The organism is Spirosoma flavum (assembly GCF_042686045.1).
Taxonomy (GTDB): Bacteria; Bacteroidota; Bacteroidia; order Cytophagales; family Spirosomataceae; genus Spirosoma; species Spirosoma flavum.
Genome location: NZ_JBHUOM010000023.1, coordinates 1,221,704 through 1,246,860 on the forward strand (window position 1 = coordinate 1,221,704; position 25,157 = coordinate 1,246,860).

Here is a 25,157-nt window from a genome sequence, read left to right on the forward strand (position 1 = left end):
TTTCAAATAAGCAAATATGACTATCAATAGTGAGTTATCAGGCAAGACAGTACTGGTTACGGGTGGAACTAAAGGCATGGGCAAGGCAATAGCCGAACGCTTAGCAGCAGCGGGTGCTACTGTAATTATTACGGCAAGAAACAAACCTGAAGTACAAGATAACAACTTTCACTTTATCGCAGCCGATTTGAGAAAGCCAGTGGGAACTCAAAAAGTAATAAACGAAATAACAGACCTTTTTGGTGGTGTTGATATATTGGTTAACAATGCAGGAGGTTCGGAAACGCCGGGTGGCGGATTTCAGGTATTAACCGACGAACACTGGGAGGAAACAATCAACACGAATCTGCTGGCACCTGTCAGGCTTGATCGGGGTTTACTGCCCTACATGCTTAACAAAGCTGCCGGGGTGATTATCCATATTGCCTCCATCCAGAGTAAACTTCCCCTCTACGATTCCACTTTACCTTATGCCGCAGCCAAAGCGGGGCTGGTCAATTACAGTAAAAGTCTGTCCAACGAAGTGTCGCCGAAAGGCGTGCGGGTATTGACGGTATCACCGGGTTTTGTTCAGACAACTTCTGCGGAACGAATGGTTAAACGCTTAGCGGAAAGTTCAGGAATTAGTATTGAAACAGCCTTACAGGGACTAATGGATTCCTTGGGCGGAATACCGATGGGTCGGCCAGCAATGCCCGAAGAAGTCGCTGAGTTCGTGGCATTTCTGGTTTCTCCCCGTGCCGCCTATTTATCAGGAACAGAACATGTAATTGACGGTGGAACAATACCAACAGTCTGACCTTAACAGAAGATAAACATGTCTACAATAGCAGCACTACCACAACTCATAACGGCTTTAATGACCGCTCAGAATAATTATGACAGCAATGGATTTGCTGCCCTATTTGCAGCCAATGCCATTGTGCATGATGCAGGTGAAACGTACAATGGCCCCGCTGAAATAAAACAATGGAATGAAGCAACCAACGAAAAGTATCGGGTAACCCTGGAACCAGCTGAATTTTTGACCCACGAAAACGGTGGTATTTTAACCGTTATGGTATCAGGGAATTTTGCCGGAAGCCCGGCGCCACTTAAATACAATTTCGCATTTGACGATGAGAAAATCAACACTCTGAGCATTACTTCATGAAGGCAAGCACTCTCTCAAACAACCCAATTTACCCGGCTTACCTAAATAGTTTAGCGGATTTATAGCAATCAGCATTTCCCAAAAATGAAGCACTGTCGGTGAAGCAAAATGTGTCTGAAACTGCTAAAAATCAGTTTCAGACACATTTTGCTTCACCATTATTTTGCGTTCAAACTAGGCTAATTTCTTTTCCCATTCTTCGGCTTCGAGCATGGCTATTTCCCACTCATCCTGTAGCTGATTGATTTGGGCCATTACGTGCCGATACTCGTCATTTTTGGCTTGCATCAGTTTATCATCACCGTAAGTAGCAGGATTGGCAAGTTCAGTTTCGAGCCACTTCTTGCGTTCTTCTAATTGGGCAATTTTGGTTTCCGATTCTTGGGCCTGACGGGTCAAGTTCTTCAGCGTCTTATGCCATTCTTTCCGGTCCTCTTCCGATGCGCGACCATTCGTGGCTGACTTTCCGTTTATCCCCTGACCATTCGTGCCGGGTGTCGGACTGGGTGCAGGCTGCATTTTTGAGTTATCAACGGGTTGTTTCGCCGTAACTATCCCCTGTGCTTTACGCTCTTCCTGCCACCACTCATATTCGTCGTAAGTGCCTGGGTATTCTTTAATCTGTTCGTCTTCGATATACCAGATTTTGTTGGCAATCTGCGAGACGAAATACCGATCGTGAGAAACAACCACATACGTACCTTCGTACTGTTGTAGCGCCTGAATCAAAATATTTACCGACTGCATGTCCAAGTGGTTGGTCGGTTCGTCAAGCAGCAGGAAGTTAGCTTGCGAGAGTAATACCTTCGCTAATGCCACCCGCGACTTTTCGCCACCTGAGAGGACTTTTATTTTCTTGAATACATCGTCACCCGAAAACAGAAAGCACCCCAATACGCCACGCAGTTCACCATCCGATTTACTTGGATTCGCCTGTTTGAGTTCGTCGAGCATTGAATCCTCCACCCGAAGCGACTCAAGCTGGTGCTGGGCGTAGAAACTAAACGAGACATTATAGCCCAAAAGCCGTTCCCCATCCATGGGCTCAGAGCCTGAAATAATGCGCAGCAGCGTTGACTTTCCGCGTCCGTTGGCTCCAATCAGTGCCACCTTATCGCCCCGTTCGAGCCGGGCCGTGGAATTAGTCAGGATTCGCTTTTCACCGTAAGCCTTCGAGATATTATCTAAGTGAAGGATGTGCCGACCGGGTTGCTGAGAAAAGTTAAACTTAAAGTTGACCCGTGCATTGCTGTCGATCACATCATCTACAAGCTCCATGCGTTCGAGTTGTTTTACCCGGCTTTGAGCCTGTTTAGCTTTCGACGCTTTCGCCTTAAATCGTTCGATAAACTTCTCCGTTTGTCGAATTTTCGCTTGTTGGTTTTCAAAAGCGCCCTTCTGAATTTCATTACGTTGCGTCTTCTCTTCCATATAGTACGAGTAGTCGCCAGCGTAATAATTCAATTTAGCGCCCGACACCTCAACGATAGTATCGACCACATTATCAATGAATTCTCGATCGTGAGAAACCACGATAACGGACCCTTCGTAGTTCTGAACGTATTTTTCAACCCATTGAATGGATGGAAGATCCAAGTGGTTAGTTGGTTCATCGAGCATTAACAGCGACGGCTTTTGCAATAGCAACTTAGCGAGCATAACCCGCATCCGCCAGCCACCTGAAAACAATTTTAAGGGCTTATTTAGATCGTCGGTAGAGAAGCCAAGTCCTTCCAGGATTTCTTCCGCTTTGGATTGAATTGTATACCCATCGAGCGCATCGAACTCTTCCTGTACTTTACCGAGTTTATCAACCAGTTCATCGCGGTAGTTGGTTTCCATTTCATGGAGCAACTCCTCAATTTTGATTTGCAATTCATTCTGCCGGGCAAATGCCTGCATCGCCACCGACAGAATGGAATCTTCGGTCTGATACGACAGCAAATCCTGATTCAGGAAACCGAGCGATACATCACCCGCTTTGGAGATAATACCACTATCAGGTTGATACTCGCCATTGATAATACGGAGCAGTGTAGATTTGCCCGTACCATTGAGGCCAATGAGGCCAATTTTCTGGTTAGGCTTGATGTGTAGCGAGGCATTTTCGTAGAGCGCCCGGCTACCGAGATAGTACGATAGGTTTGTAATGGAAATCATGGATGCAAATTTACCAAAAATAGAACGGATACTTGCGTTGTTAAATTCCACTCTGTTATATTTGCACCGCGTTAGCATTTTGGCAAAAACGCAGCAAAAAGCCTCCTTAGCTCAGTTGGTAGAGCACTTCATTCGTAATGAAGGGGTCGTAGGTTCAAGTCCTATAGGAGGCTCTTAATAATCAAGCACTTAGCATAACTGTTGAGTGCTTTTTTATTATCTGTGCAATGTGATGTGCAATGAATTTGCGTGAACTTAAACAAGTAGCAAAGAAAAGAGTGATTGTTGAATGAGAAGGTCAGATAAAAAATGGTATTGGGGTTGCAAGTTTGAACCCCACCACACCGACACTCATAATCAGTGTCTTAGCTAAATGTTAGGTGAAATTTTCACTTCTATTATATACAAGTAGTGTAGTTTCTCAAATGTAATTTGAGCACAGTTGGTAGTATTCCCCAGCATTAAGCACTGATTTTATTCGATACAGGCACTTATTTTCAATGTGACTGGTCAATAGAGTGCCTGACTCCTAATTAGTGAGTCGTAGGTTCGAGTCCTACCTGGCCCTCCTGATAAAAAGCCGCTTAACATTTTTGTTTAGCGGCTTTTTATGTTTGCATACAGGCTTGCTAGACCAAGGTCTTGTTTTGCATAATGATTACCCACCCCACTCTGTCACTGGGCTTTATTGACGTTCACGACGGCTAATACAGTATTGCTCGCTGCGGCTTTTCTTACTTTATTATATACTCGAGAATAAGTCTGGAAAGTGGTGGAAACGCTTTTTGGGCCCTATAGCACACACCATACAAAAAAATTCACAAACTCATTCACGGGTTAATAAGGTAAACATTACATATTTTTTTGTCTCATAGGTAATAAAGAGTACTTATAATTTCTTATTATTCAAACGATTAACAGTAAAGCAAAACGTAAAAAGTTTGCTATTCAGACATCTAAAAGTCTAATTACATCGTAGGTTTTTAGATTACTATCCGAACTCAAGCTATGAGACATTCAACGTTAGGCAATCAAGCGGGACGAATTACTCACCTCATCGGCGATGAAAACTATACCCGCATCTATTTCACCGATGCTCCTGATCTATTAATTAGCCGGACATTATCATATTGTACGGCACAACTTCCACATTTCCTTCGCTTGCACAGAATGTGCGCAGCTAACCCTGATTATATCAATGAAATTCGCTTAATACCTCAAAAACGAGGGGAAGCTTCGATTGCGGGCTCGTGGTTACCCGTCAGCAATCGTCGTTTGCCGAATGCAATTCGGCGGTTAAAGGCGATAAAAAGTAGGTCCTATTAAAAGCCTATTGACAGAAGGCAAGGAGAGCGTTATAAATAGTCTTAGCGACCGTATCAAACAAGGTGGTATGTACGTACTAATCTGATGAGATGTATAAGCACATACCGCCTTAACTGTAATTAGATTAATAATTGTCTCCTTAGATGTTATAAATGAAAAGTAAAAGCGGAAATATAAATGATAACATAATTATATATTTAACTTAAAGTAGCGTATAAGTCCCCTGAAATTAATTTCAAAATCTAAAGTCTCTTTTCTCTATTACGAGTATACATATATACATCGTACCCATTCTCAACGGTACAAGGTATTCTAATCCTTCATTGGTGTAAGAATAAGTATTAAGCTACCTACTAGCTACTTAAGTATACAATTCACCTGTTATCTCAAAGTTACACAATAATTTATTATACGTAGGTGAGAAATGACTCGTCTAAAATACTTTACATAAAAACACGAAAAATTAATGAAATAAGTTACGTAAAGCAAATTTATTATACAACAATATATTTAATTGGAAAATAAGCTTATACACTATTTAAAAGAAGAATTATCATATACAGTCAAAATATATAAGTGAATTTGTAAAACTATAGGCTATCATATAATTTTAAATAATGTTAAAGAATAGGTATGATGTATGCTAGAATTCAATAATTATTAGGCTTTTATTTCTTTAGCATTTAGATACGTTATCTCTGAATTCAGGACATGCTTTGTTTATGATAATCAATTAAAATTAATACTATAAAATTTAGGTATTGAAGAGAATTTCGATAATCGATGGATACGAGCAAAATAGTTTGTGTCACCAAAATTCTTTTAAGAAAAATGGCCACTGTTCAGTAGATTGTTTTTGTAACTGAATCGATTTAGGAGTAACTACTTAAACTACAACGATTCTCAAATTACATCGGTTGATTACTAGTTTGTGAACTGAATCAAATAAGATAACACAGTTTTCAATTGTTTTACTATAAAGTAGAAACATAGTCAAAAGTCGACTCCTTGGCAGTCAATCTAACGAAGACTTTTAGCCTTCCTCATTAGATTATAGTCAGCAATTAACTTAAAAATTAGTAAAACAGTATCACAATAACTGCATAATCTGTTTGAGTAATATACACAAATATTGTGCAGTAAATACCTATACTTGGTGTTGATTTATCAGGTTATATTTCTGATGAAGAACTGATTTTTATCAGTCAAATGAGGGACACAAATACTCGATAGCACTAGCTTAAACGTGTGCTTAAAGTATAGAAACTGGTGATGTGTGATCAGTACATATAAGTAGCGTAAATTCTAGGGCAACGGTTTTCTTTAATCCTTATACAACGATTATCATGGCGGAGCAACCCAGCAAATAACCCCGACAACACTTATTACCATTATTCTATCCTTTATCACCATCAGTGTCGGTCGTTATTGACGCCAACGAACATGAATAGTAACCCATTTGCTGTACCATATCAGGCTTACGAAGTAGAATCATCAACTAATCTGCGTACTCTGCTCATGCGGTATGTACGCAAATGGCCTTGGTTTGTGCTTTCTCTAATACTAGCATTAACAGCTGCATACGTATATCTACTCTACCAACCGCCAGTCTATAATGTGCAGGCTAGCGTCTTAGTTAAAGACGAGAGAAAAGGCATTTCGGAGCAAAGTCTGATGAAGGAAATGAGCATCTTCACAGAAAGTAAGGTAGTAGAGAATGAAGTGGAGATTCTCAAGTCATACTCCTTAATGGATCGGGTCGTGAAAGATTTAGGTCTTGATGTTCAATACTATCAACAAACCCATACCTACAAAAAACAGATTTATGATGAATCGCCAATCCGATTAGTTGTTGAAAAACCGACTTCACAACTATATAAGGAAGTAATAGAACTTTCTTTTGTTGATGCAAAAACGGTGAAGTTAAATAACCATATCTATCCAGTAAACCAACGTATAAATACTCACCTTGGCCTGTTACGAATAGTTGCCCGAAAGCCACTTAGCAGCAAACTTGACCCTCTCTATGTGTCAGTGATTCCGCATAATAGAGCCATAGAAATGTATTTGGCAAATCTGAAAGTTGAGCCAACAGGAAAGCTGTCTACAATGCTGGTGCTCAGTATGCAGGAATCGGTTCCAGACAGAGGTGAGGCTGTTTTAAATAAACTTATCAGCGAGTATAATAAAGAATCTATTGTCGATAAAAATAACGAAGCTACTAGTACACTTAATTTTATTGAAGATCGACTAGCACTAATTTCAGGTGAATTATCTACCGTTGAGAAAGAGGTCGAATCCTATAAGTCAACGCATGGCATTACGGACTTGAGCGTACAAGCCGAAAAATTTCTAACGACAGTAAAAGATAATGACACGCAACTGAATGAAGTGAATATTCAACTGAGTGCGTTGGGAGATATTGAGCGATATGTGCAGAATCATTCTGGACGAAAGGGTATAGCCCCTGCCATATTGGGGTTCAGCGACCCAATTTTAACGGGCTTATTAACCAAAGTAGCCGAACTTGAATTAAAGCGCGAAGATTTATTAAGGACTACATCGCCAGGAAGCCCGTTGATCGAATCGCTTGATAGCCAATTGAAAAACATAATTGGCAGCATCAGTGAAAATATTGCGACTATACGCCAGCAGCTGATTAGTAATCGTACTCAGCTCGTCGCCAACAACCAGCGTATGGAGGGCATGATTCGTACCGTACCGGGTAAAGAACGTGCTTTACTAAACATCACCCGGCAACAGAGTATCAAAAACAATTTGTACACCTATTTGCTGCAAAAAAGGGAAGAAACAGCCCTTTCGGCAGCTTCCATGGTTTCAGGAAGCCGAACCGTCGATGGCGCGTATACAGCTAGTCAGCCTGTGAAGCCAGTTAGAATGATGATTTTTGCCCTGTTTGCTGTAGTAGGCTTGCTAATACCAATAGGTTTTATTACGGCTAAGGACACCCTAAATAATCATGTTCTGCGCCGGGCTGATGTAGAAGAAGCCACTCAGATTCCTATTCTCGGCGAAGTAGTAAAGGAACGTCAATTGGGGACAGAAAGCTTTGTATTCAAGTCACGCATGCATTCGGTAATTGGCGAACAAATACGGGCGTTGCGCACAAATCTCTTATTCCTAAATGGTAACCCACCCACTAATCAGGTACTATTATTCACATCCAGCATTAGTGGTGAAGGCAAGTCATTCATTTCCCTAAACCTTGGTGCCAGTTTAGCGCTCGTCGATCGCAAAACGGTTATTCTGGATATGGATATGCGTAAGCCCAAGCTACATAAGAGTTTGCACATTGAAAACCGGCTAGGGTTGAGCAATTACCTAACTGGCGAGGTAGGCATTGACGAATTACTCCATCCAGTTATTGGCCATGAGAACTATTACATTATTACAGCCGGTCCACTGCCCTTAAATCCGTCTGAGTTATTGAGTTCTGTTCACCTAGCCAACTTGTTTAAGGAGTTAAAAAAGCGCTTCGATTACATACTCGTTGATTCACCACCTATCGGGTTAGTTACTGATTCACAAGTGATTGCCCCTTTTGCCGATGTAACGATTTATATAGTTCGTCATGATCACACACCCAAGAACTATATAAAGATGGTGGATACCTTGTATAAAGAACAACGCTTCCAAAAACTAAGCATTATTCTAAATGGTGTAGGCAAAGGTGAATCGCTTAATTACAGCTACAACTATGGCGACTATATGGAATTGACAAAAAAATTCGATTAGGTCAGTACTATATACCAACGCACATAACTACATCGAAAATCATAAGATCTAGTTGTCTACTCAACTTTTTTCGTCTTTTATGCTAAGTCTCGATACGCACTATAAAACCTTATACGTATATACTAATTTACAGGCTAATCACACCGATCTCACGTATCGGCAAGTGGGGAAGCGCGTCTTTGATATCTGTATAGCCTCGCTAGTCTGCATGACTATTTTGTCCTGGCTAATTCCTGTAATGGGACTAATCATCTGGATAGAATCCCCTGGACCAATCCTATACATTCAAAAACGTACGGGTTACCGAGGAAACTGGTTTAATTGCTTGAAGTTTCGAACCATGACATACAACCCGCAGGCAACGTTTAAACAGGCGGTAAAAAATGACAATCGGATAACTAGAATCGGTGGTTTTCTGCGACGGACCAATTTCGATGAGATGCCCCAATTTATAAATGTTCTTATTGGTGATATGAGTGTTGTGGGTCCCCGACCGCATGCCTTACAACATAGTGCTCAATTCTGGAATACAATGCCCAACTACCGGAAGCGATATAGGGTAAAGCCAGGTATTACTGGGCTGGCACAAGTACAGGGCTGCCGGGGCGAAACAGATCAGCTTATCAAAATGCAACATCGTATTAGATATGATCGATTTTATAATCGAAAGCGATCCTTTGCCCTAGATCTATGGATTTGTTGGCTAACGGCAAAATCTATGATGCAAGGAAATGTAAATGCATGGTAATTAATATAAGACATAAGAAGAATGCCCTAGTATGTATTATACACGAAGTCTAGGAACGAAAGAATAGTAGCCAAAAAGTTATGTGATCGAAAAATCGATCTGTATTGTCCATTGATTAAATTGATACGGGAGTAGTCCGATCAGATTAAACTAGTTGAAGAGTCGCTCTTTCGATCTTATTATTTTGTTAATCTAAAAGAGAAAGAACAAACCAGCGTATTCGGAATTTAAGGAATCGCCAGATATATATTCTGGCAAAATAAACCAGTAGTCGTTCGAGATTTGGTAATCGAGGCTATCAAATATATGTTAAATTAAGTAGACCATGGTCTTATCCAAATAAAAGCATATTCAGCTGATGAAATAGTAAAAATCAAGTCAGGGTGTTTTACTGGAAACGCAGGGCAAGTCATCCATCAATAAGGCAAGAACTTACAACTATTTGTAAAATCATTACAAATAGTTGTAAAGGTTGATATATCGAAATTAAGAATTTCAATATAATATAACAATCAGAAATGTTCTGTTTAATATTAATTCAAAGTGTTTAGCAGAGCTGAAAGGGCGAAGCCAAAACATTAGAGTTTCACAATAAATATTATAAAAAAATATAAAATGAAAAAAATAATTGTACTAGGTGGTGGAGGATTTATAGGTGGACATCTTGCAAGAAAATTAAAACAAGATGGTTGTTTTGTTCGAATATGTGATATAAAAAATCATGAATACTTTGAACATGAGGACATATGCCATGAATTCATCCTGGGTGATTTGACTGACCCAAAAACTGTGGAATTAGTTATTGGAAAAGGCTATGAGGAAATATATCAATTGGCTGCAGATATGGGAGGAGCTGGATATATTTTTACAGGACAAAATGATGCAAACGTAATGCATAATTCTGCTTTAATAAATTTAAATGTAGCCAAAGAAGCAGTTGCCAAAGGTATTAAAAAACTATTCTACTCCTCGTCTGCGTGTATGTACCCAGAAAATAATCAAATAGATTCTAATAATCCGAATTGTGAAGAAAGCTCTGCCTATCCAGCAAACCCAGATTCAGAATATGGCTGGGAAAAGCTTTTTAGCGAAAGAGTATACTTAGCTTTTAATAGAAATTTTGGTTTAAATGTAAGAATAGCCCGGTTCCATAATATTTATGGCCCATCGGGTACATGGAAAGGCGGTAAGGAAAAAGCTCCAGCAGCAATGTTAAGAAAAGCGGCAGAAACTCCAGATGGGGGCGAATTCGAAGTGTGGGGCGACGGTCAGCAAACTCGCTCCTTCTTGTACGTTGATGAATGCGTTGAAGCTGTACTTAGTTTGATGAAATCTGATTTTACTGGACCAGTAAATATAGGGTCAGAAGAGATGGTTACAATAAATCAGTTAGCACAAATGGCAATTGATATATCAGGTAAGAACATTATTATTAAGAATATATATGGAAAAGAGTTTCTCACTAAATATGGATTCAAATGTCCCTTAGGAGTAAGAGGGAGAAACTCAGACAATAGACTATTCAAAAGCAAACTAGGATGGGAGGTTTCTAAACCTTTAGTTTATGGTATGTCAAAAACATTTGAATGGATTGAACAGATGGTATCTGACAAAAGCTATGAAGTTGTTGGATTATGAAAATATCGGTTTTAGTGAGCGGAATCGAGCCATAAGTTGGACTGTAAACAAAAAATTTAGATGTTTTTATTTAACTCATAATTATCTAAACTAATTACTTATTATTAAGCGGCAATCGGAGCTACTGGGTATAAAGCAAGCTAAACAAGTTTAAGCTTCAGCCAATATTAATTAAAATAGTCTACCCCACCTCTTCAAGGTATAAAGCCTAAGCAATCTTATATTGTGTACCTTAAGTAACTTTTAATTAGTGTACAAATAATACTGAATTTCATATTCAATAAGTTTAAAGGTTATCATTCATTAATAAAAAGGCAATTTTAAAAATCTGTAACCTCAAAAAAGAGAATGTCACAAATTGACTTCCTAGGGTATTCATTAGCTGTAAACCCTTTTCCAATTATTCTAGATAAAGAAAAAAAAATAATCATAAACACTATAAATCAAAATGCATTTTGCGTCGCTGAGCGCGATCTATTATTTAAAAGTGCCCTGCAGGCTTCGGATATCCTACTTCCAGATGGAATGAGCATTGTAAAAGCTTGTAAGTATATAACAGGAAAGCGATTGAAAAAAATTGCTGGGGCTGATATGCACAATTATCTCCTGAAAATGTTAAATGAAACAAAAGGAAAATGTTTTTATTTGGGTGCTTCTCAAGAAACACTGAATAAAATAGCAATACGAATGCAAAACGAATATCCCTTAATAGAAACTGGGTATTATTCTCCTCCCTATAAAAAAAGTTTTGATGAAAAAGATATTCAAACGATGGTAAAAAACATTAACAATTTCAGCCCTGATATTGTATTTGTAGGATTAACAGCCCCGAAACAAGAAAAGTTAGTACATTTAATTAAAGAAAATATTGAAACTAGATTGATTTGTTCTATTGGTGCAGTATTCGATTTTTATGCTGGGACTATAACTCGCCCAAGTGAATTCTGGATAAATTTAAATCTAGAATGGTTCATAAGGTTTGCCAAAGAGCCAAGAAGAATGTGGAAAAGATATTTATATTATGGAGCTATTTTCACATATGATATTATAGTAGCAAAAATCAAAACTATAAATTACTTAAAAAAAGAAATAGACAAAAATTCAAATATATAATACATGAATTAGATATAGCGACATCCACAATCCATAAAAGAAATGGCAAAAAAAAGAAAATTAATTGTAATACCTCAGGCGGGATTAGGTAATAGAATGCGAGTATTGTCTTCATGTATCCGGCTTGCAATAAAAGACAATCGAAAATTATATATTGCTTGGCCAATTAATGAGGCCCTAGGTTGTGATATGACTGATATATTTGAAAGTATTGGAATTGATTATTCTGTACCTCCTAGATGGATTCAGTACTTGTTAACTAAAATATACAGACCCGGGGCTATTAATAAATATTATACTTTGTTTAAATTAATTTCAAAAATTTTTTCTGATAAATCCATTTTTGATGATGATATAATTGACTATAAAACAAATAAATTAAAAAAGATAGCATTTAATAGCAACGATGCTACAATCTTGGTGGCGAGTTGTTTAGCCTTTGGTAATTACAATGAACAATCATCATATGATGAATATTTAAAAGATGAAGAAAGTCGTTTATTTTTTAAATTTTTTAAGTTTAATGATCATATAGAAAGGAAAGTAAATAAGGAGTATCACCGAATAGGAGAACCATTTATTGGAATACATATTAGACGAACAGATCATGTTGATCTTATAAAGCAAAATCCAATTGAAAACTATTTGAAACAAATAGACAAAGCTATATCAGAAAATAAAGTTCAAAAGTTTTTTCTAGCAACTGATGATATAAATATTAAAAATACTTTTATAAACAAGTATGGCAACCGAATATATACTTTTAACAGCAAATTAAATCGAAACAATGTTGAAGGAATCCATGGCGCAGTAATAGAATTAATTTTATTATCTTTGTCAAGTAAAATTATTTGCTCAATAATAAGTTCATATAGCAATGCGGCTGTTCTTATTGGAGCTCCTAAAGAAGTTCTGTACATTGAAGCATCTCTTTTTAAAGATATGCAGGATAAAACTTAATATCTTTTTAATATGGTATTAAACAATTGTTCATTTTTTTAAATGGTGAAAAGATTATAGATATAAATGAGTTAAACAGACACAATAGATGCAGGCAATAATATATAAATATTTAGAAAAAGGTCATACAAGGACTATTCAAATAAAAAAAAATATATTCATTACATTTCTATTAAAAGGAGGAAGTGTCTTAATTACTTTTTTGCTTGTGCCATTAACAATAAATTATATAAACCCAGTCCAATATGGATTATGGCTAACTATAAGTTCTATGATTTATTGGATAAGTGTCTTCGATATTGGAATTGGAAATGGCTTAAAAAATGAGATTGCTTATTCTATAGCGATAAAAGATGAGGGCCATATAAAAAAATACATCAGCACTAGTTATGCAGTATTAACAATTATATCATTGGGAATATTTACAATATTTTTTAGCATAAGTTATTATTTAGATTGGAATAAAATATTTAATATATCATATAAAGAGAATATAAATATATATCCAATTCTACTAATATTTGTGGGATATTTATGTCTTCAGTTTGTACTTCAGTTAATTGACGCTATAATTAGTGCAGTTCAAAAGGTTTTTATATCGTCTGTAATTTTATTTACCAGTCAATTAGTAGGATTAATAAGTATATATATCTTAACTTTATTCGTTCCAGGTAGCCTATATTTGCTTGTTGTTGTGATGGCAGGCAGTTCGTTAGTTGTTATAATTCTAGCAAGTTTGTATCTATACAAAACAAATTTAAAAGCATATTCTCCAAGTTATAAATATGTTGATTTTACATGTTTAAGCAAAATATTAAATATTGGAGGATCTTTTTTTATTATACAAGTCTTTTCAATCATTCTAGTTCACACAAATAATTTTTTAGTTTTGAAAATACTTGGCCCTGAAGCTGTAACAATGTATTATATACCATTTCGGTTATTTTCCTTTATTTCAATGTTATTTACTATAATAATAATGCCATATTGGAGTGCTTTTACAAATGCATATGCAACAAAAGATTTATTTTGGATAAAAGAAAATATAAAAAAATTAAGATTAGTTTGGTTAATCTTATCAATGGGTGGTATAATTGTTTTTATATTTTCTGATTTACTGTATAAACTGTGGATTTCATCTGAATTAAAAATTCCAATATATCTTTCATTAGCAATGCTCTTATATGTAATGGTATATTCATGGCAAACTTTACACGTGTATTTTTTGAATGGCGTTGGCAAAATTAGATTACAACTTTATACAATAATAATTGGTGCAACATTCAATATACCATTATCAGTATGTTTAGGCAAGAAGTACGGTATAACAGGTATAGTAAGTGCAAATACGATAATATTTTTACTGATGAGTATAATATTTACTTTTCAGTATACTAAAATAATTAATGAAAAATCAACGAAAATTTGGGACAAATAATGCGTATAATTAAAAAGTTCTTTAACATATTTTTTGATATTCAGTTATTCTTTTACCAGCGAATAATGTTATTTTTATTTAATTCAATAAAAGAATGCCGCATTTCAAGTAGAGCTGTAATAAGTAAAAGTTCTTCCTTTTATAATGTTGGTATTGGTATAAACACTTATTTAGCAAGTAATGCTCGTATTAACAATACTGAAATAGGAAAATTTTGTTCTGTTGGTCCCAACTTGTTATGTGGATTTGGCATACATCCAATTAATGGTATTTCTACTTCTCCATCGTTTTACTCTTTACAAAGCCGTAATGGCTTGTCTCTTTCTTCAGAAAATAAAATAGAAGAATATAAAACCACTACTATTGGAAACGATGTTTTTATAGGAGCAAATGTAACTATCCTTGATGGAGTAACTATTGGTGACGGAGCTGTAATTGGCGCTGGAGCAGTTGTCAGTAAAAATATCCCCCCCTATGCTATAGCTATTGGGTGCCCAATTAAAGTTGTAAAATATAGATACCCTGAAGAAATAATAAATCAATTAATTGAGATTAAATGGTGGGATAAAGATGATACTGTGTGGAAAAGCGTTGAAAAAAATTTCTATAACATCGAAGACTTCATTAAAGCACAAAGTAAAAATTATAATAAGTGTTTAAAATAAATTTATTTTTTTTATCCCAAAGTTATGAAAACTATAAATAAAAATATTACCAAGGTTAAAGTAATAAGGGATTGATTAAGAATTATCTTATTTGAAATTGATATGGAACTAGTAAAAAAATTCAATTCACGAAAATATAGAATATCTAGACCCACTAATTTATACAAAGAAATAAATTTTAATAAATATTTATTTTTAGTTTTTATATATCTATTCGGAGTTGTATCAGCCTCAATTGCTAGTATAATGAATATAGATGTTCAAAATTTTTATCGTATCCCAGTAATTAATATCCGTTGGATTGATGTTGCTATATTAAGTATCGTCTTTAATCATTTATACAGTTTAGCTCAAAGAAAAAGAACTCTAAAAAATACAAATTTAATTATCTTTTTATGCATTTCATATCTTGTATATGAATCAATTCAACTAATTCGTACTCTTGGAGTTATAGACATAATGACTCAATTATCATTGTTCTATTGTAGTTTAAGCATTTTTATCATAGTTGATTTATCAGTTTATATTATACCTCTTTACAAAATTGTTTTTTTTATAAAAAAAATCTCTATTTGGGGAGCTTATGGAGTAATTATATTAAATTATTATTTATTGTATTCATTCTTTAGAGGCAATATAGTAATTGAAGATTTGGATGTGAGAGTTGCAATTAAAGTTATTGGAAGCAAAGAAACTGTGTATTCATTTGTTTTAGTCCCACTGGTATATGCATACGGATTATATTTTATTCAAGAAAAAGGTTTATTATGGAAAAAAATTCTTTTTATCTTTGCACTACTGAGCATATATGGCGCTTTAATAATTACTTTTTGGAGAGGAACTGTTATTATGATTGTTATAATAACTTTCTATTTTTTATTCGCCGGCTCAAATTTAAAACAAATGATAATCAGATTTACAAGTTTTATTGTAATAATCACTTTAGGTTATTTTATTTTTGGTGGCACGTTGGCTGAAAAAGGATATGATCCATTACAAAAAATAACTGAGACAATACAATTTGCGACTGATGTAAAGAATCCGGATTGGGATAAAGGTAGGGCAATTGCTCAAGATTATGCAATTAAAGAATGGAAAAATAACTTATGGTTTGGCGCTGGGTATGATGAACTAGGACGTGGTAAATCTATGCCTATCAATTCAATAAATCCGCATAATGGCATTATAACATCACTTTTTCATAGAGGAGTTTTTGGTACTATAATTTACATGTTGATTCTTATATTCTTATTTTCCTATGCTGTAAAGGGGTGGATTCTTTTAAGAAATTACAAATCACAAGAAAGTGAAATTGTAAAAATTTTTATTTTAGTGTCTTTATTCTGGATAATCACATTTATGACTCAAGAAGCATTATGGGAGAAATATTCGCTAAGTATTGAATATTTGTATCTGGGATTGATTACAAATATTTATAAACAAATTGTGTAATTTAAATTATTAATTTTATGAGTTCTTTAAGAATATCCATAATCACTCCTTCTTATAATCAAGGTAATTTCATTGAAGAAACTATTTTATCTGTTTTGAATCAAAATTATAGTAATCTAGAATATATTATTATTGATGGAGGTTCGACAGATAATACAATTGAAATAATCAAGAAGTATGAAAATAAAATAGCCTATTGGATAAGTGAAAAAGATAATGGACAAACTCATGCAATTAACAAGGGTTTTGAAATAGCAACCGGTGATATTATTGCTTGGATAAACAGCGATGATGTTTATTGTGACGGTGTATTAAATTCTGTTTCTCTTTTTTTTGAAAACAATCCCGGATCTAAGTGGCTTGCAGGTAATTTATTGTTTATGAATAAAGAAGGCTCTGTCTATTTGAGGAAATATCCTAATTCATCTCCTTGGCTTGAGAAAAATGCCATGATGTCTATTTATCAACCAAATATATTTTTAAAAAAATCAATTTTAACTACAATCGGATTTCCTCGGGAAGATTTTCATATGACTATGGACTTTGAATGGTTTTGCCGTATAGCCGAAAAATTTTCAATCGACATTATTGATTTAGATTTCGCGAAATTTCGGTTACATTCTGATAGTAAGACTTCTTCAGCTCCAAATTCTAAAAATCAAATTAGATATCATGTAGAGGCATTATATATTATTCATAAGTACCATCCCCAATTTTCGTGGTTTGTTGAAATATTTCCTAAAATTTCTCTTTTTTTATGGTTTCGTATAATAAAATTTGCCCGATTAATTGAGAGAGTACGTAAACACGAATTACAAAAACTTAATGATGTTATATCTTGATTGAATATTTTATTAAAATGTTTAATCATTTCTCGAGCTTATATTTCATTATCATTTAGTTATTTCAACATGAAAATTCTTTGGGTTAATCCTTCATTTCTTGATTATAGAATACCAGTATATGAAAAAATCAATAAATTAACCAATGGAAATTTCTTCTTAATTTACGCAAGAAGTAGAGTACCTGAACGTGTTTATAAAAAAATCACAGATGCAATTGGAGATCATGCAATTGGTCTTTCAAATGAACTAACAATAGATATCCCTGGTACAGGACGATTTTCGGATACTGATGTTAAAATTCCATACCAACCAGGACTATCAAAATGCATATCAAAAGTAAATGCTGACATTATTATTGCTGAGGGTTTTTTTCAATGGACTCCTATTGCTTTATTGAAAGCAAAGTTAAAAAGAAAAAAAATACTAATTGCTTATGAACGCACATCTCATGCCGAACGATTCAGTCCCAAATGGAGAATTCTTTATAGAAAATTAATCTCTAAGTTTATTGATGGGTATTCTGTAAATGGTAAGCTTACAAAAGATTATTTAATTGAGCTTGGCGTAAAAGAGAAATTTATTTTCACTGGAGGCATGTCGGCTGATAGTGAAAAATTAGCCGACATGGTTAATTTATTTAGTATAGATGAAAAAATAAAATTAAAAAATGAATTATTAATAAATAATGGAATTACATATTTATATGTTGGGAAAATAGATGAAAGAAAAGGTATAATTTACTTATTAAACGCTTGGATTAAACATATCGAAAAATATCCTAATGACATCTTACTACTTGTAGGAGACGGTTTATTTTATAATAAGTATGTTTCAGAGTATTCTAATTTTTCCTCCATAAAACTACTTGGAAATATTGATTATGATTTTATCTATCGTTATTATGCTATTGCTGATGTTTTTATAATTCCAACGCTTGAAGATAATTGGAGTTTAGTCGTGCCAGAGGCAATGGCTTGTGGTCTCCCAATAGCTTGTTCAATTTATAATGGATGTTATCCTGAACTAATACATGAAGGTATAAACGGTAAGTTGTTTGACCCATTTGATAATAATACAATCTTAGAGACATTGTCATACTTTCACGGTAAAGATTTAAAACGAATGGGTAATGAATCTATTAATATAGAAAAGAAATATAATGCAGATTCTGTAGCTTTAAATATATATAATTCATGTTTACTTCTTGTAGGTTTATAAAATATATAGTCACTATTTCAATGAGTTATTCTTATTAATTTCTATTATGAACCTCAGGAAATATTATATTAAATATTCGTTTGCATACAAGGGTACTTTTTTATAACTATGATTAATAAACCAATAATTCTTTTTTTGCTACATTTACCCCCACCAATTCATGGGTCTTCAATTGTAGGATTGAATATTAGAAATAGTTCAATTATTAATGATTCCTTCCAATGCCACTATATTAATTTATTAGCTTCAAATAAGATTTCTGAAGCTGGTAAAATTAACTTTAGAAAACTTATTGGATTTTTTAATACCTTTTTAAAGGTCTTATTTTTTCTTACTAGCCATAAACCACAGCTTTGTTATTTAGCTCTCACGTCAAGCGGTCCTGCTTTTATTAGAGATATAATTATAATTTCTATTCTAAAGCTTTTCAATGTTAGAAGAATTTATCATTTACACAATAAAGGAGTTAAGCTTTATCAAAATATAATAATTAGCCGATTTTTTTACAACTTTGTTTTTAAGGATGCGGAGGTTATTGTTTTATCAAAATTTCTTTATGATGATATTAAATGCTTTGTTTCTAAATCTAAAATTCATATTTGTCCTAATGGTGTTTTTGATCATTGCAAAAATATTGCCAGATTAGAAATAAACAACTCACGTAAGTTTAAAATTACTACTCCTAAAATACTTTTTTTATCTAACTTAATTGAAACAAAAGGTGTATTTGTTTTATTAGAAGCTTTAGCGATTTTAAATCAAAAGGGAATTAATTTCAAATGTTCTTTTGTTGGAGGTGAAAGTGACATATCAGCATCTAAATTTTATCAATTTAGAAATAAATTAGGATTAAAAGATTGTGTATCTTATTTGGGCCAAAAAATAGGCATTGAAAAGCATAAAATATTTTTAGAAAGTGACATATTTGTCCTTCCTACATATTACCACAAAGAATGTTTTCCTTTAGTTTTACTCGAAGCAATGAGTTACTCTTTGCCTCTAATATCAACCCCGGAAGGTGGAAATAGGGATATAATTGATGATGGTGTTAATGGTTTTTTAGTTGCACATAATCAAGTTGACCTATTGGCTAGTAAATTAGAAACATTAATAAAGGATGTTTTTTTGCGAGATAAAATGATCGTGGCTAGCAGAAAAAAATATGAACAAGAATTTACACTTGATATTTTTGAAATCAGATTAACACGTATTTTTCATAAAGTTCTTTAGCTAATGGGTAACTTAATCCATTATTTGTAAATTTATATATTTTGAAAATCTAATTAGATGAACAATAATTCTAGAATTAAAACATTAGATTCATTAAGAGGTTTGGCAGCCTTAACCGTAGTTATTGCTCATGTTGCTGGAACACTCGTGAAAGGGCATACATTTGATGAATATACACCACTTTATTTATTTAGGGCAGCTCATGAATCTGTAATATTTTTTTTTCTATTAAGTGGTTATGTTCTTACATATCAAGTTTATAAACAAAATTATTTTAATTATAAAGAATTTATTTTTCAAAGATTTTTTAGAATTTATATCCCTTATTTGATTATTATTATTATCACCTTTATTTTGTTTTTTTTCTTTCATGGCAAAAGCTTTAATTCCGTAGATAAAAATATTGTTTGGGGACGTCCATTGACTTTTAATATGCTAAAAGATCATTTTTTATTAATTGGAAATTTTAATACGAATGAATTTAATCCAGTGATTTGGTCTCTTGTACACGAATTCCGAGTAGCAATAATTTTCCCCATATTACTTTTTATTATTTCTTTTAGATGGAAAAATGTAATTCTAATTTCTTTATCGATTTCTTTTATTGCTAATCTTGTTATTACCTTCAATCTATTTTCTTCAGAGGGATATAACAATAGTTATATATATACTTTACATTATTTTTCAATATTTATTATTGGTGCATTATTAGCAAAACATTCTTCTCATTTAATTGATTTATACTTGAGCTTAACAAGAAAGAGGCAATTAGTTATTTTCATTTTTTTACTGATGGTATTTAACTATTCTAGAATGTTATTTTTAATACCTCATAAATTAAAACTTGAGAAAATTTCTTTATTTAATGAAATTATTGCAGATTGGTTTACTGCTTTTTCGGCCTCTTATTTTATTATAATGGCAATTCAAATCAAAGACAATAAGCATTGGCTATTAAGTACATTTCCTTTAAAATTAGGAAAAATTTCTTACAGCCTCTATTTGATTCATGTTCCTATAATGCTTTCTTTTTTTTACAGCTTATTAAATTTTAACAAAATAGCTGTTATTTTATTAAGCGTTATTATTTCGATTGTATTAGCCTTTATTTCAAGTAATTACATTGAAAAACCTTCAGCTTTATTCGGAAAACGTTTGGTTTTTTCCAAAATGAAAACGTTTTTTAAACTAGAAAAATAACTTTAGTTATTGAACTAGTTGGTAGTGGCTTAACTACCTTGAACCGGGTATCTTTGTGAATGGTCATAGAAGCGGTCTCTTGCAAGCATCGTGGGCAAACCCAACATGTAAAACGATATGGTACTACCCGCGCTAGCACCCAACTTTATCGCTCTTACGACTGCGGACGGACATTTGTGCAAACATATCCTTAAGGCCCGTGATCCATTGGTTAAAGAGCATATCACTAAAATGGGCCACCTTTTCGATACCGCTCGTGTTTTAGGGGGTACCCGCAATACGGTAAGTGCTAAGTTTAAAAAAGTAGCGAATTGGTTCATATTTACCCCTTATACGTCGATAGTGGCTTGAAAATGAGTCTTAAAGTCGACGAGCCGTGGTCGTATGTACGCACAAAAAAATAACACCGCTGGCTATGGTGGGTGCAGGATACGGTGACAGGCGAGATCATTGCCTTCGTTTTAGGGCGCCGTACTCACCAAACGTTTCACCATCTGCTGAGTCTGTTAGAGCGAGCCAATATTTAAGTGATTAGATGAATAGCGGACTCTTAGAGGGCTTACATTGATTTTTTGGACCAGCGTCTGCGTTTATCCTTACAGAGTCATGAGCGTAAGCATTTCACTCTTCGAACACGCCTAAAACGGCTAACTCGCTGAACAATCTGCTCTTCTAAATCGCTTGTGATCCATGACACGACAATTGGCCTATTTATTATTGATACGTGAGTAAGTCCATTGACGTCTGTGCTTTGGCTTTTATGGCTACCTACAAACAGGCAGATTACGAAGCGCTGCGTCGAACTCAAACTAGCAGGCTGGAAACAGGCCGATATTGCGCGGGCGTTCGAGCTGACACCCGCCTGGGTTAGTCAGACGCTCAAAACCTTTCGCCAACAGGGAGAGGCCGGCTTGATAACCGGCAAACGGACCGGGGCACCACCCCGGCTGACGATGGAGCAACTCGATGAGCTGACGATGGAACTGGCTAAAGGCGCTGAGCACCACGGCTTTTCAGGCCAAGTCTGGACCCGGCTACGCATTAACCAAGTTATCGACAAACTCTTTGGCGTCAGCTACGATCCGTCTCAAATCGGGCGACTACTCAAGAAGGTGGGCTGGAGTCGCCAAAAACCCGCCCGGCTAGCTCGGCAACAGGACCCCCGGGCTGTTGTCAACTGGCAAGAAGAACGGCTGCCCGCCCTCAAAAAAGCCCAGATTGAAAGGCGGACGATTCTTTATCTGGACGAAGCTGATTGTTATTTATTGCCTTTGGTGGCTCATAGCTGGGCTCCTCGTGGTCAAACGCCCTTGCTACTGGAGCAAGCCGGTCGAGCTCACTTGAACGGTCCGCCGTTGCGGCTTGATCGCCGCTATCGCTCCCAATGGTCGCTTGTATCTGGCGGGTCAAGATCAGCCTTTTGACAGCGAAGCGATTAGCTGGTTCTTAGGCAAGCTTTGTTGGCATTATCGACGTCAAAATTTACTGGTTATTTGGCAGGGCCGCCTGTGCGGATGGAGCGGCCATCCATCGTTCGCAAACTGTTAGAGATTGGCTTCACCGTCGACCCGGTCGAGTTCATCTGGAGCGTTTACCGGCTTATAGTCCAATGCTCAATCCCGTGGAATTGGTATGGAGTCAACTCAAGCGAGCCCTGAAAAATCAGGTCTTTACAAGCTTAGAATCACTCCAAGCGGCTGTACTGAAAGAAGTTAATTACTTACAGGCGGATCGGAAACGCATCCGTTGCTTTTTTCGCAAAAAGGAAGTTGCTTTCTTCACGGACTAATTCACGGATCTATAATCAGTTTTTCTCCGATGATAAATGCAGTTAAGCCACTACCTTTATTCATGTGAATTAGTATTAATATCTGCTACTTTTAATTGGGAAGCTTCTTATTCTATTTATTGCACATTATATTTCTTAGTTTTCTTTTTAGAGCCGTTCAATTGATAAGAACTAAATCACATATCGATAATTATTATGCTCTTCATGCTCTAATTCTTATTTTATTCTTTTGCACTTTAATAGGTGTCATTTTTGATCTCCCCCCACTAAACTGGCTCTTACGCACTTTGTGTGGTTCTTATTTTAATTAGTAGAAAAGGGCATTGCCACTCACTTATTACGATAGTGTTCTGCCGGTCAACCACAAAAAGTGCGTAAGAGCCACTAAACTGGACCATTCTAAAGTATAGAGTTCGGACAATTTTTCGGTACTTTAACAACCAAATAATCGTCATGAAAAAGACCAAATTTACGGAGGCCCAAGTCGTTTTTGCCCTCCGCCAAGCTGACACTGGGACCGTCGTGGCTGAAGTCTGTCGCAAAATGGGTATTCGTGAAGCGACCTTTTACAACTGGAACCGGGGCGCCGGAGCGTAAAAAGTATGGTGGCTTGGGCGTTCTCGAACTGCGTCGGCTTCGTCAGCTTGAAGAAGAGAATCAGCAGTTAAAGCACTTAGTTGCCGATCTAAGCCTAGACAAGCTGATGCTTCAGGACGTCATCAAAAAAAAACTCTAAGGCCAGCTCAACGCCGTGGGCTGGCCCAAAGCTTGATGACGGATGTACCTCGCCAAGTAAAAGTGGACAGATGCGGCTGAAAAGAGAAGAGACGGTTTTAGCCACTTTGGACGCGCTGAAAAATATGACTTTTCCGGCGTTTAAGCATTGACAACCGCTTTATTTTTTGCCTTTCGACCAAGATCTGATCCTGACGGACCCAGTAGGATCCGCTGGTCGTACCGTTTTCTAGTGATTCATGGTATCGTTGATGGTTATAATAATGCACCCATTCTGTCAGACGACTAATCAGTTCATCGGGACTGTAGTAGTGCTCCAATAAGAGAACGTTTTTCATCGACCGATGATACCGTTCGATTTTGCCCTGGGTCATGGGAAGAAACGGGACACAGCGAACATGCTCCATGCTTTCCCCTTTCAAATACTCTTTCAAATACCGAGACACATAGGCCGACCCATTATCGGATAGGATACGAGGTCGCTGACCTGTCTTCAAATTACTGGCTTGAAAAGCTGCTTGCACCGTTCGCTCCACATCCACTGCCTGCATACCTGGACATAGCTCCCAAGCTAGAATGTAGCGGGAATAATCATCGAGCACTGTCGAGAGATAATACCAGCCCCAGTGCTTAATCTTGAAATACGTGAAGTCAGTCTGCCACAGTTGATTCGGCGCGGTGGTAGGATTATAAAAGTGATCAGCCACTTCCATTAGTCGATAAGCAGGTGTCGTGATTAATCCTCGGCTTTTCAGGACACGGTAGACTGTAGACTCGGAGACAAACCAGCGCTCATTATCAACGGTATGACAGACTAATTCGCGACTGGAAAGATCCGGTCGTTCTAAGGCTAGTTCAACAATCCGACTTTTTTCAGTGGGCGGCAATTGGTTCCAGCCACTGGTGCGTTGATAGAGTTGATCCGCCAACCCATCATAGCCATCACTCAGATAGCGCTTATACCATTGATAAAAGGTTGATCGGCTGATATTTAACTCCCGCAAGGTTGCTTTCACACTGACAGTCGATTGCTCGACTAATGTAATGATTTCCATCTTTTCGGACTAAGTCATGTGATGAAAGGGGTTGGTCGTCGGCCTTAAGGCTTTTCTTTAATACCCGATTCTCCAGGCTCAGCTCAGCTACCAATTGCTTGAGGACTTCATTTTCTGACTTGATGGAGTGCACTTCGGGCGTGGTGGCTTCCCGGGTTGTGTCATCTGCCAATCATTTTTTACCTGCTTCGAGAAACTCCTTACTCCAGCGGTAATAGATGTTGGTATTGAGGCCTTCTCGTCGACAGATTTCAGCCACCGACTGCTCGCCTTGCAAACCTTCTAGGACGATACGGATTTTTTCTTCAGCGGTGTATTGTCGTCGGGTTTGCCGCTGAATGTCTTTAATAATGGAGAGCGCCGGTTTTCGCTCAGAGGTAGATGAAGCTGATTGAGCCGTTTTGGAACGGCTAGGCAGAGATTTTTGGTTGAATTGGACATAACCAAGGTGATTTGAGTAAAACAATTTACTAAATTTTCTCTTCTCATTCTCACCCCATTTGTCCACTTTTACTTGACGACGTACAATTAGATATACTGATGAAATGGCACCGATAATAAAAACACCTTTAATGCCTTCTTTAGCTATCGAATCATGGATTGCGCTTGCTATGAGTAAGCAATTAATAAAGGCAAACGTTGGCTCTACTACGCCGTACCAAAATTGTTGATTAGA

The 25,157-nt window shown here is 35.9% G+C and carries 19 protein-coding genes, 1 tRNA gene and 3 pseudogenes; 21 read left to right on the plus strand and 2 right to left on the minus strand.

Annotated features, from left to right (window positions below; genetic code table 11):
* Nucleotides 1–16 precede the first annotated feature (16 nt).
* Both ACFS25_RS25825 and ACFS25_RS25830 read left to right on the plus strand, forming a co-directional pair.
* Nucleotides 17–799, plus strand: coding sequence for an SDR family oxidoreductase (locus ACFS25_RS25825; RefSeq protein ID WP_381506828.1), 783 nt, complete (start codon nucleotides 17–19; stop codon nucleotides 797–799).
* Nucleotides 800–817: 18 nt separating this feature from the next.
* Nucleotides 818–1,153, plus strand: coding sequence for a nuclear transport factor 2 family protein (locus ACFS25_RS25830; RefSeq protein ID WP_381506832.1), 336 nt, complete (start codon nucleotides 818–820; stop codon nucleotides 1,151–1,153).
* 174 nt (nucleotides 1,154–1,327) lie between these two features.
* On the opposite strand, the gene ACFS25_RS25835 is transcribed toward ACFS25_RS25830, so the two are convergent.
* A complete protein-coding gene (locus tag ACFS25_RS25835; RefSeq protein ID WP_381506834.1) occupies nucleotides 1,328–3,313 on the minus strand; it encodes an ABC-F family ATP-binding cassette domain-containing protein in 1,986 nt (661 codons plus the stop codon).
* Nucleotides 3,314–3,413: 100 nt separating this feature from the next.
* Between ACFS25_RS25835 and ACFS25_RS25840 the strand changes: the two genes are divergently transcribed.
* From ACFS25_RS25840 to ACFS25_RS25925, 19 genes and pseudogenes are all read left to right on the plus strand, one after another.
* A tRNA-Thr gene (locus ACFS25_RS25840) sits at nucleotides 3,414–3,486 on the plus strand.
* A gap of 835 nt (nucleotides 3,487–4,321) precedes the next feature.
* On the plus strand, nucleotides 4,322–4,639 hold the full coding sequence (locus tag ACFS25_RS25845; protein ID WP_381506836.1) for a LytTR family transcriptional regulator DNA-binding domain-containing protein: 318 nt from the start codon (nucleotides 4,322–4,324) through the stop codon (nucleotides 4,637–4,639).
* Between the two features lie 1,443 nt (nucleotides 4,640–6,082).
* Entirely contained in the window at nucleotides 6,083–8,395 is a 2,313-nt protein-coding gene (locus tag ACFS25_RS25850) for a GumC family protein (protein WP_381506838.1), read from the plus strand.
* A 79-nt stretch (nucleotides 8,396–8,474) separates the two neighbouring features.
* Nucleotides 8,475–9,143, plus strand: a complete 669-nt coding sequence (locus ACFS25_RS25855) for a sugar transferase (RefSeq protein WP_381506840.1) — start codon at nucleotides 8,475–8,477, stop codon at nucleotides 9,141–9,143.
* A 615-nt stretch (nucleotides 9,144–9,758) separates the two neighbouring features.
* Complete coding sequence (locus ACFS25_RS25860; RefSeq protein ID WP_381506842.1) at nucleotides 9,759–10,781, plus strand: NAD-dependent epimerase/dehydratase family protein; 1,023 nt, start codon at nucleotides 9,759–9,761, stop codon at nucleotides 10,779–10,781.
* A gap of 348 nt (nucleotides 10,782–11,129) precedes the next feature.
* Complete coding sequence (locus tag ACFS25_RS25865) at nucleotides 11,130–11,894, plus strand: WecB/TagA/CpsF family glycosyltransferase (RefSeq protein WP_381506845.1); 765 nt, start codon at nucleotides 11,130–11,132, stop codon at nucleotides 11,892–11,894.
* 42 nt (nucleotides 11,895–11,936) lie between these two features.
* Nucleotides 11,937–12,854, plus strand: a complete 918-nt coding sequence (locus ACFS25_RS25870) for an O-fucosyltransferase family protein (RefSeq protein ID WP_381506848.1) — start codon at nucleotides 11,937–11,939, stop codon at nucleotides 12,852–12,854.
* Between the two features lie 88 nt (nucleotides 12,855–12,942).
* The gene (locus tag ACFS25_RS25875) at nucleotides 12,943–14,292 is read left to right on the plus strand and encodes a lipopolysaccharide biosynthesis protein (protein WP_381506850.1); all 1,350 of its coding nucleotides are present in this window, start codon (nucleotides 12,943–12,945) and stop codon (nucleotides 14,290–14,292) included.
* A complete protein-coding gene (locus ACFS25_RS25880; protein WP_381506852.1) occupies nucleotides 14,292–14,957 on the plus strand; it encodes a CatB-related O-acetyltransferase in 666 nt (221 codons plus the stop codon). The genes ACFS25_RS25875 and ACFS25_RS25880 overlap by 1 nt, the downstream gene beginning before the upstream one ends.
* 102 nt (nucleotides 14,958–15,059) lie before the next feature.
* Nucleotides 15,060–16,409 (plus strand): O-antigen ligase family protein, encoded by a 1,350-nt coding sequence (locus ACFS25_RS25885; protein ID WP_381506854.1) that lies wholly within the window; start codon nucleotides 15,060–15,062, stop codon nucleotides 16,407–16,409.
* Between the two features lie 17 nt (nucleotides 16,410–16,426).
* Complete coding sequence (locus ACFS25_RS25890; protein WP_381506856.1) at nucleotides 16,427–17,251, plus strand: glycosyltransferase family 2 protein; 825 nt, start codon at nucleotides 16,427–16,429, stop codon at nucleotides 17,249–17,251.
* A gap of 69 nt (nucleotides 17,252–17,320) precedes the next feature.
* A complete protein-coding gene (locus tag ACFS25_RS25895) occupies nucleotides 17,321–18,472 on the plus strand; it encodes a glycosyltransferase family 4 protein (protein WP_381506858.1) in 1,152 nt (383 codons plus the stop codon).
* A gap of 108 nt (nucleotides 18,473–18,580) precedes the next feature.
* Nucleotides 18,581–19,702: a glycosyltransferase gene (locus ACFS25_RS25900; RefSeq protein WP_381506859.1), complete on the plus strand. Its 1,122-nt coding sequence runs from the start codon at nucleotides 18,581–18,583 to the stop codon at nucleotides 19,700–19,702.
* 57 nt (nucleotides 19,703–19,759) lie between these two features.
* Nucleotides 19,760–20,902, plus strand: a complete 1,143-nt coding sequence (locus tag ACFS25_RS25905; RefSeq protein ID WP_381506861.1) for an acyltransferase family protein — start codon at nucleotides 19,760–19,762, stop codon at nucleotides 20,900–20,902.
* Nucleotides 20,903–20,961: 59 nt separating this feature from the next.
* Complete coding sequence (locus tag ACFS25_RS31900) at nucleotides 20,962–21,096, plus strand: IS1/IS1595 family N-terminal zinc-binding domain-containing protein (RefSeq protein WP_456243002.1); 135 nt, start codon at nucleotides 20,962–20,964, stop codon at nucleotides 21,094–21,096.
* Between the two features lie 225 nt (nucleotides 21,097–21,321).
* Nucleotides 21,322–21,429, plus strand: a pseudogene (locus ACFS25_RS25910) (hypothetical protein); the annotation flags it as partial.
* A gap of 219 nt (nucleotides 21,430–21,648) precedes the next feature.
* A complete protein-coding gene (locus ACFS25_RS25915) occupies nucleotides 21,649–22,326 on the plus strand; it encodes an IS630 family transposase (RefSeq protein ID WP_381506864.1) in 678 nt (225 codons plus the stop codon).
* 101 nt (nucleotides 22,327–22,427) lie between these two features.
* Nucleotides 22,428–22,691, plus strand: a complete 264-nt coding sequence (locus ACFS25_RS25920; protein WP_381507094.1) for a transposase — start codon at nucleotides 22,428–22,430, stop codon at nucleotides 22,689–22,691.
* Nucleotides 22,692–23,144: 453 nt separating this feature from the next.
* Nucleotides 23,145–23,465, plus strand: a pseudogene (locus ACFS25_RS25925) (transposase); the annotation flags it as partial.
* 59 nt (nucleotides 23,466–23,524) lie between these two features.
* Here the strand turns inward: ACFS25_RS25925 and ACFS25_RS25930 are convergent.
* Nucleotides 23,525–24,899 (minus strand): annotated as a pseudogene (locus ACFS25_RS25930) (IS3 family transposase).
* Nucleotides 24,900–25,157 lie beyond the last annotated feature (258 nt).

Excerpts from the sequence above, each read along its gene's own strand:
- ACFS25_RS25880 (WP_381506852.1), top strand. The coding sequence starts at position 14,292 with ATGCGTATAATTAAAAAGTTCTTTAACATATTTTTTGATATTCAGTTA.
- ACFS25_RS25850 (WP_381506838.1), top strand. The coding sequence starts at position 6,083 with ATGAATAGTAACCCATTTGCTGTACCATATCAGGCTTACGAAGTAGAA.
- ACFS25_RS25860 (WP_381506842.1), top strand. The coding sequence starts at position 9,759 with ATGAAAAAAATAATTGTACTAGGTGGTGGAGGATTTATAGGTGGACAT.
- ACFS25_RS25835 (WP_381506834.1), bottom strand. The coding sequence starts at position 3,313 with ATGATTTCCATTACAAACCTATCGTACTATCTCGGTAGCCGGGCGCTC.
- ACFS25_RS25875 (WP_381506850.1), top strand. The coding sequence starts at position 12,943 with ATGCAGGCAATAATATATAAATATTTAGAAAAAGGTCATACAAGGACT.
- ACFS25_RS25825 (WP_381506828.1), top strand. The coding sequence starts at position 17 with ATGACTATCAATAGTGAGTTATCAGGCAAGACAGTACTGGTTACGGGT.
- ACFS25_RS25885 (WP_381506854.1), top strand. The coding sequence starts at position 15,060 with ATGGAACTAGTAAAAAAATTCAATTCACGAAAATATAGAATATCTAGA.
- ACFS25_RS25905 (WP_381506861.1), top strand. The coding sequence starts at position 19,760 with ATGAACAATAATTCTAGAATTAAAACATTAGATTCATTAAGAGGTTTG.
- ACFS25_RS25895 (WP_381506858.1), top strand. The coding sequence starts at position 17,321 with ATGAAAATTCTTTGGGTTAATCCTTCATTTCTTGATTATAGAATACCA.
- ACFS25_RS25870 (WP_381506848.1), top strand. The coding sequence starts at position 11,937 with ATGGCAAAAAAAAGAAAATTAATTGTAATACCTCAGGCGGGATTAGGT.
- ACFS25_RS25830 (WP_381506832.1), top strand. The coding sequence starts at position 818 with ATGTCTACAATAGCAGCACTACCACAACTCATAACGGCTTTAATGACC.
- ACFS25_RS25890 (WP_381506856.1), top strand. The coding sequence starts at position 16,427 with ATGAGTTCTTTAAGAATATCCATAATCACTCCTTCTTATAATCAAGGT.
- ACFS25_RS25865 (WP_381506845.1), top strand. The coding sequence starts at position 11,130 with ATGTCACAAATTGACTTCCTAGGGTATTCATTAGCTGTAAACCCTTTT.
- ACFS25_RS31900 (WP_456243002.1), top strand. The coding sequence starts at position 20,962 with ATGGTCATAGAAGCGGTCTCTTGCAAGCATCGTGGGCAAACCCAACAT.
- ACFS25_RS25900 (WP_381506859.1), top strand. The coding sequence starts at position 18,581 with ATGATTAATAAACCAATAATTCTTTTTTTGCTACATTTACCCCCACCA.
- ACFS25_RS25845 (WP_381506836.1), top strand. The coding sequence starts at position 4,322 with ATGAGACATTCAACGTTAGGCAATCAAGCGGGACGAATTACTCACCTC.
- ACFS25_RS25855 (WP_381506840.1), top strand. The coding sequence starts at position 8,475 with ATGCTAAGTCTCGATACGCACTATAAAACCTTATACGTATATACTAAT.